The sequence below is a fragment of the Agrobacterium sp. CGMCC 11546 genome (genome assembly GCF_013365515.1).
GTDB classification, from domain to species: domain Bacteria; phylum Pseudomonadota; class Alphaproteobacteria; order Rhizobiales; family Rhizobiaceae; genus Agrobacterium; species Agrobacterium fabrum.
Genome location: NZ_CP047387.1, coordinates 2,612,246 through 2,631,200, shown reverse-complemented (window position 1 = coordinate 2,631,200; position 18,955 = coordinate 2,612,246). Strand labels below are relative to the sequence as shown.

The window sequence follows — 18,955 nt, the reverse complement described above, 5'->3', positions numbered from 1 at the left end:
ATGCTACGTTGAATTTTCGCCCCATGATCCTGAGCGGCCGCGGTGTCACGGCCGTTCTCGGCCCCACCAATACCGGCAAGACCCATTACGCGATCGAGCGGATGGTGGCGCATGGCAACGGTGTCATCGGCCTCCCACTGCGCCTTCTGGCGCGGGAGGTCTATACCCGTCTGGTTGAAAAGGTGGGGGCGCCGAATGTGGCGCTGATAACCGGCGAAGAAAAAATCTCACCGCCCAAAGCCAAATATTCCGTCTGCACCGTGGAAGCCATGCCGCGCGAGACGACCGCCGCCTTCGTCGCGATCGACGAGGTGCAGCTGGCCGGCGATCTTGAACGTGGCCATATCTTCACCGACCGGGTGCTGCATCTGCGCGGGCGGGAGGAAACGCTGCTTCTGGGTGCCGGCACGATGCGTCCGATCCTCGAAAAGCTGCTGCCGGGAATAACCGTGGTCGAGCGGCCGCGCCTGTCGCAGCTTTTTTATGCGGGCCAGAAGAAGATAACCCGCCTGCCGCAACGTACGGCGATCGTCGCCTTTTCGGCGGAAGAGGTCTATGCCATTGCCGAGCTGGTGCGACGCCAGCGCGGTGGCGCCGCCGTTGTAATGGGTGCGCTTTCGCCGCGCACGCGCAATGCGCAGGTGGGGCTCTACCAGTCGGGCGATGTGGAATATCTTGTCGCGACGGATGCCATCGGCATGGGTCTCAACCTTGATGTCGATCATGTCGCCTTCGCGCAGGACCGCAAATTCGACGGTTACCAGTTCCGCAACCTTAATCCGGGTGAAATCGGCCAGATTGCCGGTCGCGCCGGTCGTCATCTTCGCGATGGCACATTCGGCGTGACGGGGCGTGTCGATCCGTTCGATGACGAATTGGTCGAGCGCATCGAAACCCATCAGTTCGATGCGGTGAAGGTGCTGCAGTGGCGGACGAAAAACTTCGATTTTTCCTCCATTGCCAATCTGCGCCTGAGCCTTGATGCCGCGCCGACGATCCAGGGGCTTTCGCGCGCCCTGCCGGCGATCGACCAGCAGGCGCTGGAATATCTGTCGCGTTATCCTGAGATCATCGACGTAACGACAACGGATGCGCGGGTGGAAAAACTCTGGGAGGCCTGCGCGCTGCCCGATTATCGCCGCATCGCCCCCGCACAGCATGCCGATCTGATCTCCACGCTCTATTTCGATCTGGTCAAACGCGGGACCGTGAACGAAGATTTCATGGCCGAACAGGTGCGCCGTGCTGACCGAACAGATGGAGAGATCGATACCTTGTCTGCAAGGATTGCGCAGATCAGAACATGGACTTATGTATCGAACCGCCCAGGATGGCTTGCCGATCCGACACACTGGCAAGAAAAGACGCGGGAAATCGAGGATCGATTGTCCGATGCGCTACATGAAAGGTTGACGAAACGCTTTGTTGATCGCAGGACATCTGTGCTCATGAGGCGCCTGAGAGAGAATGCGATGCTTGAAGCTGAAATCAGTGTAAATGGTGATGTCTTCGTAGAAGGACATCACGTCGGCCAATTGGCCGGATTCCGGTTCACGCCGGTGTCGGGAATGGAAGGGCCGGATCAGAAGGCCGTGCAGGCTGCGTCGCAGAAGGCGCTGGCGCTGGAGTATGAGGCGCGCGCTGCGCGTCTGCATGCCAGCGGCAACGGCGATCTCGCTATGAGCTCCGATGGTCTGGTTCGCTGGCTTGGCGAGCCGGTTGCCCGCCTGGCGGCAGGCGATAACATCATGAAGCCGCGGGTAATCCTGCTGGCCGACGAGCAGTTGAGCGGCAATGCCCGCGATCATGCGCTGGCGCGCGTCGAACGTTTCGTCAATCATCAGATTGCGACCGTGCTGAAGCCGCTCGACGATATTTCGCGCGCCGAAGACCTTCAGGGTCTCGCAAAGGGACTGGCGTTCCAGCTGGTCGAAAATCTGGGCGTGCTGTTCCGCCGCGACGTCACCGAAGACGTGAAGTCGCTGGATCAGGATGCGCGCGCCTCCATGCGCCGCTACGGCGTGCGTTTTGGCGCTTATCACGTCTTTCTGCCCGCATTGCTGAAGCCGGCCCCGGCCGAGCTTGTCACGCTACTCTGGGCGCTGAAGAATGATGGTCTCGGCAAGCCGGGTTACGGCGATCTCATTCCGGTGCTGGCCGCCGGCCGCACCTCGGTCGTAACGGATGCGAGCTTCGAGCGGATGTTCTACAAGCTCGCCGGTTTCCGTTTCCTCGGAAAGCGCGCCGTGCGTATCGACATTCTCGAGCGTCTGGCCGATCTGATCCGTCCACTGTTGCAGTGGAAGCCCGGTCAGCAGCCGCGCCCGGAAGGCGCTTATGATGGCCGTCGTTTCACGACGACGACCGCCATGCTTTCCATTCTCGGCGCAACGCTCGACGACATGGAAGAAATCCTCAAGGGCCTCGGTTACCGTGCCGATCAGGTCACGGCGGAAGAGGCGCAGGCCTTCCTCGCCAGCCACGTTGGCGCCGCCGCTCCTGTCGCCGCAGAAGCGGTGACGGGCGAAGAGGAAAGCGCTGAGACCGAGCAGGACGAACCGGCTTCCGAACAACAGGAAACCGAAACGGCGGCTGTTGCTGAAGGCGACGCTTCCGAGGCGCCGGTCGCGGAAGCTGTCGGTGAAGAGGTTGCCGCAAGTGAGGCCGTGTCTGTCGAAGGTGCGGAGCCTTCCGAACCGAAGCCCGTTCTTCTGTGGCGTCCGGGTGGCCGCAACGAAAATCAGCGCGGCGAAAACCGTCGTCCCGGCCATCGCGGTCAGGCTCGTGAAGGCGCACGCGAGCAGGGCGAGCGTCGCGGCGAAGGCCGTCGCGACAATCGTGACGGTGCAAATCGCGACAATCCAAATCGCGACGGTGCAAATCGCGAAGCAGCCAATCGCGGTGGCGATGGTGAGCGCAAGCGTGACGGCGGTCGCCCCGATCGCGGCAACAACCGCAACAATGATCGCGGCGAGCGCAAGGACCGGCCGGAGCGCAACGACCGTGGCGGAAAGCCGCAGGGTCAGCAGCGCTTCGAAGCCAAGCCGCCGCGCAAGGAGAAGCCGATGGATCCGGATTCGCCTTTCGCAAAGCTCGCTGCGCTCAAGGAGCAGCTGAAGAAGTAAGCCCATGGGAAGCAACGAACAGCCACTGGAAAGCACGCGTCAGCGTCTGGACAAGTGGCTGTTCTTTGCTCGCATGGCCAAGTCCCGATCGCTGGCCCAGAGTTACATCCAGTCGGGCCATGTAAAGGTCAACGGCGCTCCCATCCGCCAGCCCAGCCACATGCTGAAGGTGGGGGATAGGCTGGACATCGGCTTTGAGCGGATGGACAAGGTACTCGTCGTCAAATCCGGCGGAGTGCGACGCGGACCTTATGAGGAAGCCCGGCTTCTTTATGACGACCAGACGCCACCGCGGAAGCCGTCCGACAGGTTGACCCCTCTCGAGCAGGCGCTGCGCGAGCCCGGCAGTGGGCGTCCGACCAAAAAAGAGCGCAGGGCGCTCGACAGGTTTCTGTCTGACAGTGACGGAAGCAAAGAATAGAATAAACCTCCAGGTCTGCCCCGTTTTTCAGAATTGTTATCCTTGCTATCTGCTGGCAAAGGCATTACGTCACTTGCGAAATTGCCCTGTCCGAATTCCGGGCGACGGCTTGTGTTCCGAAGCCCAAAGACCCGGCCTGCATATTCTGGAGTTCATCATGACATATGTCGTGACCGACAATTGCATCCGCTGCAAATATACCGATTGCGTTGAGGTCTGCCCTGTCGACTGCTTTTACGAGGGTGAAAATTTCCTCGCTATCAATCCCGATGAATGCATCGATTGCGGTGTGTGTGAACCGGAATGTCCTGCTGAGGCCATCAAGCCAGATACGGAGCCGGGTCTCGACAAGTGGTTGAAGATCAATACCGAATATGCGGCCATCTGGCCGAATATCACCATCAAGCGTGATCCGATGCCGGAAGCCAAGGAAATGGACGGGGTCGAAGGTAAGCTGGAGCTTTATTTCTCTGCTGAGCCCGGCAAGGGCGACTGAACCAGAACGTTTCTGGATCAAAATTCGAAAAGCCCTCGTTGCATCAGCACGAGGGCTTTTTTGTTTATCCACCGCGACCGGACTGAAGCGTGGTCGACAGTAACGTCAGAAGAGCCACGCTTTCCTCCAGGCTTTGCCGCTGGCGGCTTTGCAAGATGGCTGCCTGCAGACGGTTCATCTCACGGGCAATCGCCGCTGGCTGCCATGTCCGCAGCGCTCTTTCGATGATCGGTTTCCGGCGAAAATGGATATGGCGTCCGAGTGTCTGCATGACCTGGCCGGCCTGCTGCTTTTTCTCATCCATCTCGGCGCGCATCTGGTCGAGCAGCTGGAATTGCTTGAGGCATCCCTGCAGGACGAGGAAGATCGGCGTTTTCGATGAAATGATCTTCTGTGTGGCGTGGAAAAAGGCGTTCCTGTCGCCTTTCAGGATGGCGTCGACGGCATCGTCGGCCGAAACCGTGCTGGCATCGCCGATGATGGCCAGAATATCATCTTCCTCGATCACGTCGGCCCCGAGGCAATAGAGCGCCAGCTTGCGGATTTCGTTGCGCGAGGCGATACGGTCGCCGCCGAGCTGCTCGATCAGCCTTTGTCGTGCAGCCGGTGCAATGCGCAGATTATTGGCGGAGAGTTCCTGATCGATCAATGCGTTTAAGGAGCGCGCATCGTCCGCATAACAGGGGATTGCCGCGATGGAGCGCGCCGGCTCCGCTATCTTACGCAGCCCCGTGCCCTTTTTGATGTCGCCCGCTTCGATGATCAGGAAACTTGCTTCCGGCGGTGTGTCTGCCAGAATCTGAAGCGCATCCACCAGCGCCTTTTCAGCGGAGGCGCTTTTGACCCACACCAGTTTTTCGCCACCAAAAAGGCCGATGGCGTTCACTTCATCAAGCAGGCGGCCAGGGTCGCCCTGCAGATCGGATGCCGTCAGTTTCAGCGATGCGAAAGCGTCATCGGGGTCGATACCCGTCTTCTTGGCGATGAGGCCTGCCCGCTCCGATACCAGACCACGATCCGGTCCATAGAGTACAAAAACGCGAAAGCGCTCCGCCGGATTTTCGGCGAAGCGCTCGAACTCATGGGACTTTATCTCCGCCACGGCCGCCGCTCTCAGCGGCCGAGGGTGGCGGCGACATCAGTGCGGATGATTTCAGCCAGCTCGCGGGCCGCACGGTTTTCGGCGTCGCGGATCGCCCGGATCTTGGCGAATTCCTGCTGCGGCAGATCCACCTGCGCCGTCACGCTGCGGCGTGCGGAGCGCAGGATCTGACCGTCGGAGACGCGCGTCAGGACATATTGACCACTCATCACGACACGGCCCGGATAAGGACCGTCGTAATTGTTGTTCGCGCGGGTCGTCAGATCGTAGTTCTGCACCTCTGTGGTCGTGGCGCTCGAGCTTACGGCAATCTTGACATTATATTGCGCCGTGGCCGGTTCTCCTGCACCGCCGGACATCAGGAAGATCAGCTGGTTGCGTACTTCCAGCCCAGCCCGACCGCCGATCTGGGAGACGCTGACGGCCGCCAGCCTTTCCTTGGTTCCGGAAGCTTCGCCATAAAGCGGGCGCACCTGGCAGCCCGCCAGAAGACCAGCCATCATCACGACGGAAATTGCTGCCGCAACGCGGCTCCATCTCGAAAAAACGTCAGACAACAATGTTCACAATCCTCTGCGGAATCACGATGACTTTCTTGGGCTCGCCACCGGCAAGAATCGATTTGACGGCGTCCAGCTCAAGGGCAGCCGTGCGGACCACATCTTGATCCGCATCGCGCGCGATTGTCAATTCACCGCGCTTCTTGCCATTGACCTGCACGGGCATGACCACGTCGTTTTCCTCGACCAGCGAAGCCACGAAGGTCGGCCATGGCGTCTCAGCCACCAAGCCTTCATTGCCCAGCGCGGACCAGCATTCTTCCGCGAGATGCGGCGTCATGGGCGCGATGATGCGGATCAGGATTTCAACGGCGTCACGCGCGGCCGCCTTGACGTCATCAGGTTTGCCGCCGGCAGCGACATCCGCAAGCGGACCGGCGAGGGCATTGACCAGTTCATAGATGCGGGCGATGGCCTTGTTGAAGGCGAGCTTGTCCAGATCTTCCTGAACAGCCTTCAGCGTCTTGTGGGCTGCCTTGGAGGCTGCCAGTCCTTCGCCTTCGGTCGCCGGCTTCGCTTTCACACCCTTCAACTGTTCGGCGGCTTCACCGATGATGCGCCAGACACGCTGGACGAATCGGTTTGCACCTTCCACGCCGGCTTCGGACCAGATGACGTCGCGATCGGGTGGAGAATCCGAGAGGACGAAGAAGCGTGCGGTATCGGCGCCATAGGATGCGATGATATCGTCAGGGTCGACCACGTTCTTCTTCGACTTCGACATTTTTTCGATGGAGCCGATCTTAACCTCTTCGCCAGAAGAGAGCAGGAACGCCCGGCGCGTGCCGTCGTTTTCCTCGATCCTCAGTTCCGCAGGCGGCACCCATTCGCGCGTCAGGCCTTCACCGCGGCTATAGGTCTCGTGGACCACCATGCCCTGGGTAAACAGGCCCTTGAAGGGTTCCTTGACGCCGACATGACCTGTCTCGCGCATCGCGCGGGTGAAGAAGCGCGAATAGAGCAGGTGCAGGATGGCATGCTCGATGCCGCCGATATACTGGTCAACCGGCAGCCAGTGATTGGCAACTTTGGGGTCAGTCGGCTCGTCTTCCCACGGCGCTGTGAAGCGGGTGTAATACCAGCTGGAATCGACGAAGGTGTCCATCGTGTCGGTTTCGCGCCGAGCGTCATGGCCGCATTGCGGGCAGGAAACGTGACGCCAGGTGGGATGGCGATCCAGCGGGTTGCCGGGTACGTCGAAAGTCACATCATCGGGCAGCTTGACCGGCAGGTCCTTTTTCGGAACCGGCACCACGCCGCAGACTTCGCAGTGAATGACCGGGATCGGGCAGCCCCAGTAGCGTTGACGGGAAATGCCCCAGTCGCGCAGGCGGAAATTGACCTTACGCTCGGCCTGGGGTGCGTTGCCCAGCATCTCGGCCGACAGCTTCTGCACGACGGCTTCGAAGGCGTCAGCCGTCTTCATGCCGTTCAGGAAGCCGGAATTGATCATTACGCCGTCATCGGTGAAGGCGGTGTCTTCAACGGTGAAGCTTGCTGCGTCGGGACCTTCGGGTGCGACGACGGCGACGACCGGCAGACCGTATTTGCGAGCGAAGTCCAGATCACGCTGGTCACCCGAAGGGCAGCCGAAGATTGCGCCGGTGCCGTAATCCATCAATACGAAATTGGCGACGTAAACGGGCAGTTCCCAGCTGGGATCCAGCGGGTGCACGACCTTGACGCCGGTATCGATGCCCTTCTTTTCGGCGGTTTCCAGCGCTGCCAATGAGGTGCCATGGCGGCGGCATTCGTCGCAGAATTCGGCAATGGCAGGGTTGCTCGCCGACAGTTCCTTTGCAAGCGGATGGTCGGCGGCGATTGCCAGGAAGGACGCACCGAACAGCGTGTCGGGACGCGTTGTATAGACGGTAATGTCGGAGAAACCTTGCGGCGCCGTGTCAGCGACGGTCTGCCAGCGCAGCGACAGGCCTTCGGAACGGCCGATCCAGTTCTTCTGCATCAGGCGCACTTTTTCAGGCCACTGATCCAGTTCGTCCAGTTCGTCCAGCAGGTCCTGGCTGAAATCGGTGATGCGGAAGAACCATTGCGTCAGTTCGCGCTGTTCGACCAGTGCGCCGGAGCGCCAGCCGCGGCCGTCGATCACCTGCTCATTGGCCAGAACCGTGTGGTCGACCGGGTCCCAGTTGACCTTGGACTGCTTGCGGTAAACCAGACCCTTTTCCATGAAGTCGACGAACAGCGCCTGCTGGCGATGGTAATATTCCACATCGCAGGTGGCGAATTCGCGGGTCCAGTCCAGCGACAGGCCCATGGATTTCAGCTGGCCGCGCATGGTGGCGATGTTCTGGTAGGTCCAGTCCTTGGGATGGACCTTGTTCTGCATAGCCGCATTTTCAGCGGGCATGCCAAAGGCGTCCCAGCCCATCGGGTGCAGGACGTTGAAACCACGGGCGCGTTTGTAACGGGCGACGACGTCACCCATGGCGTAGTTGCGGACATGGCCCATATGGATGCGTCCCGAGGGATAGGGAAACATCTCTAGAACGTAATATTTCTCGCGCGGATCGCTGTTATCGGTGACGAAAACCTTGTCTTCGTTCCATTTCTGCTGCCAGCGCGGCTCGGCGTCGCGAGGATTGTAACGTTCGATGGCCATTATCTAAAATTCCGGGTATCGAGGGGAAAAATTTGCGCTGACCTTCACCATGAAACGACCGGGGCGTCAAGTTTGGCGGGGCATTCGGGCGTTCAATCTTGGCCAGCGTGCCTCAAATGGTGCTAAAGGCGCTTGGCATCAAGGCAATCGGCGTCTAGTTAGCGGTTTGAACGGTTTAAAAAAGGTCTTGTGATGGAAATCGAAGCACGTCTTGAGGATGTCAGGCAACGCATTGCGGATGTCGCGGAAAAATCCGGTCGCAAGGCGGCGGATGTTGCCTTGGTTGCGGTCTCCAAGACCTTCGATGCAGAAGCGATCCAGCCCGTCATCGATGCCGGCCAGCGCGTGTTTGGCGAAAACCGCGTGCAGGAAGCGCAGGGCAAGTGGCCTGCGCTCAAAGAAAAGACATCCGATATCGAGCTGCGTCTGATCGGACCGCTGCAATCCAACAAGGCGGCGGATGCCGTCGCGCTGTTTGACGTCGTCGAGAGTATCGACCGGGAAAAAATAGCTCGCGCGCTTTCCGAAGAATGCGCCAGACAGGGCCGCAGCCTGCGGTTTTTTGTGCAGGTCAACACCGGCCTTGAGCCGCAGAAGGCCGGCATCGATCCGCGTGAAACCGTCGCCTTCGTGGCTTTCTGCCGGGACGAATTGAAACTGCCGGTCGAGGGATTGATGTGCATTCCGCCGGCGGAGGAAAATCCGGGGCCGCATTTTGCGCTTCTGGCGAAGCTTGCCGGGCAATGCGGCCTTGAGAAGCTTTCCATGGGCATGTCCGGCGATTTTGAGACGGCCGTCGAATTCGGCGCGACCAGCGTGCGGGTCGGCTCGGCGATCTTCGGCAGCCGGTAAAACCCTGAAAACACAAAACCCGGCACTGCGGCCGGGTTTCAAATGTCGGAAAGACTTCGATCAGTATTGATCGTCCTCGTCTTCGTCCTTCGGTACGGACTTCAGCGAAGAAAGCTTCTTGAAGACGGCGTCGGCGTCGATCTGCTGTTCTTCCTCGCGCTGGTAGCTGTTGTAGTCCAGACCTTCCGTCGCCGTTGCCGGCTGCAGCGTGTTGCCAAGCTCTTCGGCGGTCGGCAACGGGCGGCCGCGAGAAGCGCGTTCGACTTCGAGGTCAAGATCGATCTGGCTGCAGAGGCCGAGCGTTACCGGATCCATCGGCGTCAGGTTGGCCGAATTCCAGTGGGTGCGGTCGCGAATCTGCTCGATGGTGGATTTGGTGGTGCCGACGAGGCGCGAAATCTGCGCGTCCTTCAGTTCCGGATGGTTGCGCACCAGCCAGAGAATGGCGTTCGGGCGGTCCTGGCGCTTGGAAACCGGCGTATAACGCGGGCCACGGCGTTTGGATTCCGGCACGCGCACCTTCGGCTCGGAAAGCTTGAGCTTGTGGTTGGGATTGCCTTCAGCGCGGGCGATCTCGTCGCGGGAAAGCTGTCCGGTCGCGATCGGATCGAGACCCTTGATGCCCTGCGCGGCTTCGCCGTCGGCAATCGCCTTGACTTCGAGCGGATGCAATTTGCAGAACGTGGCTATCTGGTCGAACGACAGCGCGGTGTTGTCGACCAGCCATACAGCAGTTGCCTTTGGCATGAGCAATTGTTGAGCCATAGATACAGTCCTTCTGTCCGTCCGCGCCGGGGTCGCGGGCGTGGTATCAACCACTGATTTCCGGGATATTGGCGCTCTATAACCGGATTGCATCATAATTGCAATTCTTTGCGAAACAAATGCCTTTGTCTAATTGCCGTCAGTCATTGACCTGCTATGAATTCACCACATGCCTGAGGTGGGAGTCTCAAGGCGCGCAACAAGACATACTTGGTTCAGGAGGAGTTCATGTCTGCCAAAATCTACCCGGTGCTCAAATCGGCGAAAGCCCGCACGCTCATCGACAATGAGCGTTACCAGAAATGGTATCAGGAGAGCGTCGAGGATCCGGAAAAATTCTGGGACAAGCACGGCCGGCGGATCGACTGGTTCAAGCCCTATACCAAGGTCAAGAACACCTCATTCAAGGGGCGTGTGCCGATCAAGTGGTTCGAGGATGGCCTGACGAACGTCTCCTATAACTGTATCGACCGGTATTTGAAGACGCATGGCGAGCGCACGGCGATCATCTGGGAAGGCGACAATCCCTATATCGACAAGAAGATCACCTATAACCAGCTCTATGATTATGTCTGCCGTCTGGCCAATGTGTTGAAGAAGCACGGCGTCAAGAAGGGTGACCGCGTCACCATCTACATGCCGATGATTCCCGAGGCGGCCTATGCCATGCTCGCCTGCGCCCGCATCGGCGCCGTGCATTCCGTCGTCTTTGGCGGCTTCTCGCCCGAAGCGCTGGCCGGTCGTATCGTTGACTGCGAATCGACCTTCGTCATCACCTGCGATGAAGGCGTTCGCGGCGGCAAGCCGATCCCGCTCAAGGAAAATACCGACAAGGCGATCGATATCGCCGCCAAGCAATATGTCATCGTCAACAAGGTTCTGGTCGTGCGCCGCACTGGCGGCAAGACCGGCTGGGCGCCCGGCCGCGACATCTGGTACCATCAGGAAATCGCCACCGTGAAGCCGGATTGCCCGCCGGTGAAGATGCGGGCGGAAGATCCGCTGTTCATCCTCTACACTTCAGGCTCCACCGGCAAGCCCAAGGGTGTGTTGCACACCACGGGCGGCTATCTCGTCTATACGTCGATGACGCATGAATATGTGTTCGATTACAAGGATGGTGAAGTCTTCTGGTGTACGGCCGATGTTGGCTGGGTTACCGGCCATTCCTACATCGTCTACGGGCCACTCGCCAATTGTGCGACAACGCTGATGTTCGAGGGTGTTCCCAACTTCCCGGATCAGGGGCGTTTCTGGGAGGTCATCGACAAGCACAAGGTCAATATCTTCTATACCGCGCCGACGGCGCTCCGATCGCTGATGGGGGCGGGCGACCAGTTCGTTCAGCGCTCGTCGCGCGAAAGCCTGCGGCTTCTCGGAACGGTGGGTGAGCCGATCAATCCGGAAGCGTGGGAGTGGTATTACCATGTGGTCGGCGAGGACAAGAGCCCGATCGTAGACACCTGGTGGCAGACGGAAACGGGCGGCATTCTCATCTCGCCGTTGCCGGGTGCGACCGATCTGAAGCCAGGGTCGGCAACAAGGCCGTTCTTCGGCGTGCAGCCGCAGCTTGTCGATGCCGAGGGCAATGTGCTGGAAGGGCCGGCGGACGGCAATCTCTGCATCATCGACAGCTGGCCGGGCCAGTCGCGGTCCGTTTATGGGGATCACCAGCGATTCGTCGACACCTACTTCTCGACCTACAAGGGCAAGTACTTCACCGGTGACGGCTGCCGGCGCGACGAGGACGGTTATTACTGGATCACAGGTCGCGTCGATGACGTGCTCAACGTCTCCGGCCACCGCCTAGGCACGGCCGAGGTAGAATCGGCACTGGTCTCGCATCATCAGGTTTCGGAAGCGGCGGTGGTCGGTTATCCGCACCCCATCAAGGGGCAGGGCATTTATTGTTATGTCACGCTGATGGCGGGGCAGAGTGGCGATTATGCGCTGCGCGAGGAGCTGGTAAAGCATGTGCGCAACGAGATCGGACCGGTTGCGACGCCCGACAAGATCCAGTTTGCGCCCGGCCTGCCGAAGACCCGCTCAGGCAAGATCATGCGGCGCATTCTGCGCAAAATCGCCGAGGACGATTTCGGTGCGCTTGGGGATACGTCGACGCTTGCCGATCCGGCGGTGGTGGAAGATCTCATCGCCAACCGCCAGAACCGCACGGCGTCCTGATCTTCTGGAAAGGCTGCTTCGGCAGCCTTTTCTTTCCGCAAACGAAAACACCCGGAAGCAAACTTCCGGGTGTTTTTTATTCAATACAGATAGGCTTACTGGCCGCGGATTTTCTTCAGGTCGGCCAGAACGGCGTCAACGACATCAGCGCCGATTTCAGCCTTGTGCTTTTCGTAAACGACCATCGACTTTTCGCGGATACGGGTCTGCTCTTCCGGAGACAGCGTGTTGACCTCGAGGCCGGCAGCCTTGATCTTTTCCAGCGACTTCTGGTTCAGTTCGCGGATGACCTTGCGCTCTTCATCGCGACCGACGACTGCGCATTCACGCAGGGCCGTCTGTTCTTCGGGCGTGTAGCTGTCGAAGATCGGCTTGGAGAAGAGGAAGAGGAACGGCGTGTAGGCGTGGTTCGTCTCGGTGACGTATTTCTGCACCTCGTAGAACTTGGAGGTGTCGATCGTCACATAGGGGTTTTCCTGCGCGTCGATCGCATTGGTTTCAAGTGCTGAGAACACTTCACCAAAAGCCATCGGCGTTGCATTGGCGCCGAGGTTCTGGAAGGTGTCGAGGAAGATGTTGTTCTGCATCACGCGGACCTTGAGGCCCGAGAAATCTTCCCACTTGTTCACGGCGTGCTTGGAGTTGGAAAGGTTGCGGAAGCCGTTCTCCCAGTAGGCCAGGTTCACGAGGCCCTGTTCTTCCAGCTTCTTGTTCATCATGTCGCCAAAGGCGCCGTCCATCACGGCATCGGCTTCTTTGTCATTGGCAAAGAGGAACGGCAGGTCGAAGACGCCGAGCGACGGAATGAGACCGACGAGCGGCGAGGACGATGTGACGACGGCTTCCTGAACGCCGGAGCGCAGGGCCTGCGTCGCCTGAAGGTCGCCGCCGAGAGCGCCACCCCAGAATGCCGTCAGCTTCAGCTTGCCGCCCGACTTGTCGTCGAGGCAGGCCTGCATGGCCTTGATGCCGTTGCCGACAGGATGGTCCTGGTTGATGCCGTTCGAAACACGGATGTTGCGGCTGTTGAATTCGGCCATTGCCGGGGCAGCGGCGCCAACGGCGAAGGCGATTGCCGTGGTGGTCAGAAGAAGCTTTCTCATAATATCCTCCCTTGGATTGTGGTCGAGAAGCGGTTGCGGATTAACGAAGGTACTGCAGCGGAACCAGAACGATGTCCGGGAAAATCACCAGCAATGCCAGCACGATGGTCTCGGCGACGAGGAACGGCCAGACACCGACCGTGACCTTGCCGAGCGGGATGCGGCCGACGCCTGAGACGACGTTCAGCACGACGCCAACCGGTGGGGTGATCAGGCCGATCGCGTTATTGATGATGAAGAGGACGCCGAAATAGACCGGATCGATGCCAGCCTGCTTGACGATCGGCATCAGGACAGGCGTCAGGATCAGGATGGTCGGGGTCAGGTCGAGCGCGGTGCCGACGATGAAAACCAGAACCATCATGGCGGCCATCAACAGCATCGGGCGGTCGATCAGCGGCTCGATATAGCCCGCGACTTCGTTCGGAATGTTTGCAGCCGTGATGAGCCATGCCGAGACGAGTGCGGCGCAGACCAGGAACATGATGATCGAGGTGCTCTTGGCGGCGCGCAGCAGGACGTGGAAGAGGTCTGCAGGCTTCAGCTCGCGATAGATGACCATGCCGACGAAGAGGGCGTAGGCGGCAGCGACGACGGCAGCTTCCGTCGGCGTCATGATGCCGGCCTTGATACCGCCCAGAATGATGACCGGCATGCCGAGCGCCCAGCCGGCACGCGCTGTAACCAGCAGGCGTTCCTTGCCAGACGTTTTTGGCAAAGGCTGTACGTTGTCCTTACGAACCACAATCAGCCATGCGATAATAAGCGATGCACCCATCATGATACCGGGTACGATACCGGCAAGGAAAAGCTGGGTGATCGAGACGTTGGCGGCGACGCCGAAGACGATGAAGGCCATGGAGGGCGGAATGACCGGGGCAATGATGCCGCCCGCAGCAATCAGGCCGCCGGAGCGCGGAATGTTGTAACCGGCTTTCGCCATCATCGGGATGAGGATTGCGGCAAGGGCTGCGGTGTCGGCAGCGGCCGAACCGGAGATGCTGGCCATGATGATGGCCGCGACGATCGCCACGATGCCGAGGCCGCCACGGATATGGCCGACGAGCGCAATCGCAAAATCGATGATACGGCGGGAAAGACCACCGGAGTTCATCAGTTCACCGGCCAGAATGAAGAAGGGGATGGCGAGCAGCGTGAAGGTATCCGCGCCCGAAATCATGTTCTGGGCGATGATCGCCGTGTTGAACATGCCCACGTACCACATTAGCACGACGCCGCAGAACATCAGCGAGAAAGCGACGGGAACGCCAATCGCCATGGCTCCGAGAAGAGAGCCGACAAAAACGAAAAGTGTCATGGTATCAGCGCTCCGAAAGCTGTTCGATCGTGAGGTTCTCGCCGGCGAACTGGGCGATTTCGTCCTCTGTCACGCCGCCCGTCACATACCGATAAAGGCGTTCAAGGGCGATGATGAACATCAGGCCGCCGGTGAACATGCCGATGCCGTAGACCCAGATCATCGACAGCTTGGTGACAGGGGCGTGCATGCTGGCATTGATGGCGGACTGTTTCCAAGTTCCCCAGAAGAAGATGGCGGAACAGCCCAGAATGATGATATTCGACACGATCATGCAGACGATGCGGGCGCGGCGCGACAGGAACATCACGAGCGTTTCGATGCCCATGTGGCTGTTTTCGCGGAAGGTCAGAACGGCGCCGAGGAAGGTCAGCCACACGAAGAAATAACGCGACAGCTCTTCCGAGACGTTGATGCCGGAATTCATCGTGTAACGCATGACGACGTTGACGAAGACCATGATCGACATGCCGGCGAGCAGCAGGACGAGAATGATTTCGAGAATCCGGTAAAAGAGATTGATGGTCTTTTGCATTTTCCCCTCCCGAAGAAATATCTGGAGCATTTTCAGCGAAGGATCGCCTTCAATACTCCACCTATTGGTTTTCGCAATTCTGGGTGCAAAACCGAAATGCGGTTTTGCGGGATTGCCTAGAGCAGTCCGCGTTTCGCCAGGTTGCGCATCAGGGCCACGGTGCCGAATGTCCATTCCGGGCATTCGTCAGTCGTCGTTACCCAGTTGATCAGCTTGCCGAGCTTGGGTGTCGAGATTTCGACGCGGTCGCCCTTGGAGTGGGTGAAGCCGAGACCCGGGCCATGGCGGTCCTTGACCGGCGCGAACATCGTGCCAAGGAAGAAGACGGCGCCATCTGGATATTGATGGTTGCGGTTCAAGAGCTGGGACGCAAGGTTTTCCGGCGTGCGGCTGATTGCCTGCATCGCGCTGACGCCCGTCATGGTGAAACCGTCTTCGCCCTCGACCAGAAGCGAGATCTGCGACTTCTTCACGTCTTCAATGGTGAAATTGCCATCGAACAGGCGAATGAAAGGACCGATCGCGCAGGATGCGTTGTTGTCCTTCGCCTTGCTGAGCAGGAGGGCGGAGCGGCCTTCGAAATCGCGCAGGTTGACGTCGTTGCCGAGCGTCGCGCCAACGATGCGGCCATCGGAAGCGATGGCAAGCACCACTTCCGGCTCCGGGTTGTTCCACTGCGATTTCGGGTGAACGCCGATCAGCGCGCCGCAGCCGACGGAGGCCATAGCCTGCGCCTTGGAGAAGATTTCCGCATCCGGGCCGATACCAACTTCCAGATATTGCGACCAGAGGCCCATTTCCTGGAGCAGTTTCTTCACTTCAGCGGCTTTTTCCGAACCGGCCTCAAGTCCCTTCAGATTGTCGCCGAGAACCGGAGCGAGCCGTCCGCGGATTTCCTGCGCGCGCAGCGGATCACCCTTGGCCTGCTCCTCGATCACTCGTTCCAGCATGCTGTCGGCAAAGGTGACGCCGGCGGCCTTGACGGCTTGAATGTCGTTGGGGGCAAGAAGCTCGCCAGCGGAACCGTCCAGAAACGCGTCAAGCGCGCCGAGCGCGACGAAAGTGCTGGTGTCGGCAAGCTGCTCCACCAGATCCGTCTTTTCCAGAAGTTCGGACATGGTGGGGGAAAGCGAGGTGAGGTCATAAAGCACGCCGCCCTTGAGCAGCACGGGGCAGGGCCCGCCTTCGCTTTTCGACCAGACGCGGCCGACGAGCAGCGCGTTTTCGAAATCGTCAGGCAAAATTGCGGTAGCGTCGATGGACCTTGTGCCGGTCATATAGTCCTCCCCTTCAGCATCCCACAGGCCGCCTCCTGCGGTCTTATTGTCTGGATGTCTGACAACCTAATCTCATTCTTCTTAGTATGACTTTTGCGGCGAGTCTAGCGGTGCATCAGACAAAAATTCGCCTTATTCGCCATCGCCATCCAACAAATGCGGCAAAGCTGTCCTATAGCTTCAATACCAACGGCGTCCAAAGATCAGAAGATGTCGAGATCAATGTTCAGCCGTCGGGCGGCGCCTAAAATGTGCTGACGCATGGCATCTCGCGCCAGCGCAACATTTCGCGATGCAATGGCGTCCCGCAGCACGACATGCTCGTTTATGGTAATTTCCAGGATTTCGCCGTAAACGGCCCGCGAAAAAGCGGTATTGATGGCCGAACTAATGCGTTGGGCAATGAAGCCAAGAAAAATCAGGAAATATTCATTACCGGTGGCTTGCGCCATGGTGCGATGGAAATCGAGATCAGCTTCGACCCCGTCCTTGGACCATTCGATAGCATTGCGCATGCCGTAAATGGCCTTGTCGAACTTTTCCAGATGTTCGGGTTTGTGATGTAATGCCGCAAGGCCTGCGGCATCGATCTCCAGCGACATCCGAAGTTGCATCAGGTCTCGGAAGTTTTCGGGATCGTTCAGGGTGGATTGCTCGATCCGGATCGACAATCGTTGCCGCGGATCGGTTACAAAAGCGCCTACCCCTTGCCGGGTTTCAACGAAACCTTCGTTGCGCAGTTGCGCGATCGCCTCGCGTATGACCGAGCGGCTGACGCCGAAGGTTTTCGCGAGAACATGTTCCGTCGGCAGCCTGTCGCCCGGCCCGAGTTTCGAATCATTGATTTCGCGGGCGATCTCCGTGGCGATACGGCCGGGCAGATGATCGTTGCGATGTATCTGATTGAACTCCAGCGTCATGATTGCTCCCGTTCCCCAGAAACGATTGGTTCGTTTTTCCGCGGCAGCGACTTCCTCCTTCGCCGCCAGCGGGTTTTCAAAGGCGGCGTGTTCAAGCCGCCTTTGTTATTTCTCGATTAGCTATCCGGTTGCAGGGTTATCTGGCAACCGGGATTCATTCGCAAATCGGGATCGAAGACATTTTTCAAACCCGTGATCATCCGACGCTGCACATCCGATAGCCGGCTTTCGAAATCGGAGCGTTTCAGGCGGCCAATGCCGTGTTCGGCACTGATGCTGCCGACGTAACGGTCGAGGACTTCGTTCACGAGTGTCTTGGACTTGTAGATAAAGGCCTCACGCTCCTCCAGTGTTGCGCCGTTGGGCGGCAGCACGTTGAGGTGGACATTGCCGTCTCCGACGTGACCGTAGGAAACCGCAAGGCATTCGGGGAGTTTTTCCGCCAGTTCGGCTTCCGCCTCGGCCACGAAAGCCGCGAGTTTGGAGAGCGGCACCGAGATATCGGTGCGCATATGGCTGCCGCGCAGCGCCTGGCCTTCGTTCATGCCTTCGCGGAACAGCCAGAGCGACTGCGCCTGTGCGCGGGAGGAGGCGATGACGCCGTCCAGCACCAGGCCATCTTCCATCACGCCCTCGAGGAAACGCCCCATAAGGTCGGCCGTATCCACCAGCCCTGAGCCGGAAATCTCCATCAGCACATAAGCGGGATAATCGCCGGCGATCGGCATCTTCAGATCGGGAATAGCTTCGATCGCCAGCGTGAAGGCGACGGGCGGCATGAATTCGAATGCGGACATGAGGTCGCAGCATTCGCGGCGGGCGCGGCGGTAAAGCTTTATGGCGTCATCAAGCGAATTGAGGCCGAGCAGCGCCGTCTCGACATGTTCGGGATTGGGGTAAAGCTTTACGGCAACGGCGGTGATGATGCCGAGGGTTCCTTCCGCACCGATGAAAAGCTGCTTCAGGTCAATGCCGCGATTGTCCTTGCGCAGGGTCGACAGGCCGTTCCAGATGGTGCCATCCGGCAGCACCACTTCAAGACCCAAAACCAGTTCGCGGGTCATGCCATAACGCAGGACATTGATGCCGCCGGCATTGGTGGAGACGTTGCCACCAATGCGGCAACTGCCCTGCGCGCCAAGCGAGAGCGGGAAAAACATGCCCTTGTCCTGAACCGCATCCTTGAATTCCGAGAGGATGCAGCCGGCTTCGACCACGGCCGAAAAATCGTCGCTGTCTATGGTGCGGATGGCGTTCATACGCTCAAGGCTTAGCACGACCTGGTGTTTGGGCGCATCGGGAATGCCGCCGAGCACCAGCCCGGTATTTCCGCCCTGGGGAATGATGGCGAGGCCGAGTTCGGCGCAGGCGAGCACCGTATCGGACACTTCCTTGGTTGAGCGGGGGCGGATGACGGCCACGGCCGAGCTGGTGACGTCGCCGTGCCAGTCGCGGCAATAACGCAGCATGTCTTCCTGAGAGGTCAACAGTAGAGCCTCACCCAGCCTGTTCTTCAACGAGAACCGCAATTCCTCGATATCGTGTTCGCTCAATTCCACCCTCTCCGTCCAATCCGCCCTAAAATACCCACGCAAGAGTCTTTCGCCCTTGCTTTTACCGGTTTGTGAAAAATACTATTTTCAATCGGATCATATAAGGTTATCAGACAACCTTACA

At 59.2% G+C, this 18,955-nt stretch carries 15 protein-coding genes; 5 read left to right on the top strand and 10 right to left on the bottom strand.

Features of this window, described 5'->3' with window-relative positions:
* Nucleotides 1-23 precede the first annotated feature (23 nt).
* The 3 genes from GSF67_RS12950 (at nucleotide 24) to fdxA (ending at nucleotide 4,042) form a co-directional block, all read left to right on the top strand.
* The gene (locus tag GSF67_RS12950) at nucleotides 24-3,125 is read left to right on the top strand and encodes a helicase-related protein (RefSeq protein WP_006310935.1); all 3,102 of its coding nucleotides are present in this window, start codon (nucleotides 24-26) and stop codon (nucleotides 3,123-3,125) included.
* A gap of 4 nt (nucleotides 3,126-3,129) precedes the next feature.
* Nucleotides 3,130-3,546: an RNA-binding S4 domain-containing protein gene (locus GSF67_RS12945; protein WP_006310934.1), complete on the top strand. Its 417-nt coding sequence runs from the start codon at nucleotides 3,130-3,132 to the stop codon at nucleotides 3,544-3,546.
* Nucleotides 3,547-3,703: 157 nt separating this feature from the next.
* Entirely contained in the window at nucleotides 3,704-4,042 is a 339-nt protein-coding gene (fdxA, locus tag GSF67_RS12940) for a ferredoxin FdxA (RefSeq protein ID WP_010972540.1), read from the top strand.
* A gap of 64 nt (nucleotides 4,043-4,106) precedes the next feature.
* On the opposite strand, the gene holA is transcribed toward fdxA, so the two are convergent.
* From holA to leuS, 3 genes are read right to left on the bottom strand one after another with little or no spacing between them, the layout of a single operon-like run.
* A complete protein-coding gene (gene holA / locus GSF67_RS12935) occupies nucleotides 4,107-5,144 on the bottom strand; it encodes a DNA polymerase III subunit delta (protein ID WP_006310932.1) in 1,038 nt (345 codons plus the stop codon).
* Nucleotides 5,145-5,155: 11 nt separating this feature from the next.
* Nucleotides 5,156-5,701: an LPS assembly lipoprotein LptE gene (locus GSF67_RS12930; protein ID WP_050813467.1), complete on the bottom strand. Its 546-nt coding sequence runs from the start codon at nucleotides 5,699-5,701 to the stop codon at nucleotides 5,156-5,158.
* Nucleotides 5,694-8,324, bottom strand: a complete 2,631-nt coding sequence (leuS, locus tag GSF67_RS12925) for a leucine--tRNA ligase (protein WP_006310930.1) — start codon at nucleotides 8,322-8,324, stop codon at nucleotides 5,694-5,696. The genes GSF67_RS12930 and leuS overlap by 8 nt, the downstream gene beginning before the upstream one ends.
* 192 nt (nucleotides 8,325-8,516) lie before the next feature.
* Here leuS and GSF67_RS12920 point away from each other — a divergent pair, with 192 nt between their 5' ends.
* Nucleotides 8,517-9,176 carry a YggS family pyridoxal phosphate-dependent enzyme gene (locus GSF67_RS12920; RefSeq protein WP_006310929.1) on the top strand — a complete coding sequence of 220 codons (660 nt, stop codon included), beginning with the start codon at nucleotides 8,517-8,519 and terminating at the stop codon, nucleotides 9,174-9,176.
* 60 nt (nucleotides 9,177-9,236) lie between these two features.
* Here GSF67_RS12920 and GSF67_RS12915 read toward each other — a convergent pair whose 3' ends face one another.
* Nucleotides 9,237-9,941, bottom strand: a complete 705-nt coding sequence (locus GSF67_RS12915) for a DUF1013 domain-containing protein (RefSeq protein ID WP_006310928.1) — start codon at nucleotides 9,939-9,941, stop codon at nucleotides 9,237-9,239.
* Between the two features lie 228 nt (nucleotides 9,942-10,169).
* Here GSF67_RS12915 and acs point away from each other — a divergent pair, with 228 nt between their 5' ends.
* Nucleotides 10,170-12,125 (top strand): acetate--CoA ligase, encoded by a 1,956-nt coding sequence (acs, locus tag GSF67_RS12910; RefSeq protein WP_006310927.1) that lies wholly within the window; start codon nucleotides 10,170-10,172, stop codon nucleotides 12,123-12,125.
* A 95-nt stretch (nucleotides 12,126-12,220) separates the two neighbouring features.
* Here acs and GSF67_RS12905 read toward each other — a convergent pair whose 3' ends face one another.
* The 6 genes from GSF67_RS12905 to GSF67_RS12880 form a co-directional block, all read right to left on the bottom strand.
* Entirely contained in the window at nucleotides 12,221-13,228 is a 1,008-nt protein-coding gene (locus tag GSF67_RS12905; RefSeq protein WP_006310926.1) for a TRAP transporter substrate-binding protein, read from the bottom strand.
* Nucleotides 13,229-13,268: 40 nt separating this feature from the next.
* Nucleotides 13,269-14,546, bottom strand: coding sequence for a TRAP transporter large permease (locus GSF67_RS12900; protein WP_006310925.1), 1,278 nt, complete (start codon nucleotides 14,544-14,546; stop codon nucleotides 13,269-13,271).
* A gap of 4 nt (nucleotides 14,547-14,550) precedes the next feature.
* Nucleotides 14,551-15,081, bottom strand: a complete 531-nt coding sequence (locus GSF67_RS12895) for a TRAP transporter small permease (protein WP_006310923.1) — start codon at nucleotides 15,079-15,081, stop codon at nucleotides 14,551-14,553.
* A 116-nt stretch (nucleotides 15,082-15,197) separates the two neighbouring features.
* Nucleotides 15,198-16,358, bottom strand: a complete 1,161-nt coding sequence (locus GSF67_RS12890) for a fumarylacetoacetate hydrolase family protein (protein WP_006310922.1) — start codon at nucleotides 16,356-16,358, stop codon at nucleotides 15,198-15,200.
* 203 nt (nucleotides 16,359-16,561) lie between these two features.
* A complete protein-coding gene (locus GSF67_RS12885; RefSeq protein ID WP_006310920.1) occupies nucleotides 16,562-17,278 on the bottom strand; it encodes a FadR/GntR family transcriptional regulator in 717 nt (238 codons plus the stop codon).
* 116 nt (nucleotides 17,279-17,394) lie between these two features.
* Nucleotides 17,395-18,837, bottom strand: a complete 1,443-nt coding sequence (locus GSF67_RS12880; RefSeq protein ID WP_035214710.1) for an FAD-binding oxidoreductase — start codon at nucleotides 18,835-18,837, stop codon at nucleotides 17,395-17,397.
* Nucleotides 18,838-18,955 lie beyond the last annotated feature (118 nt).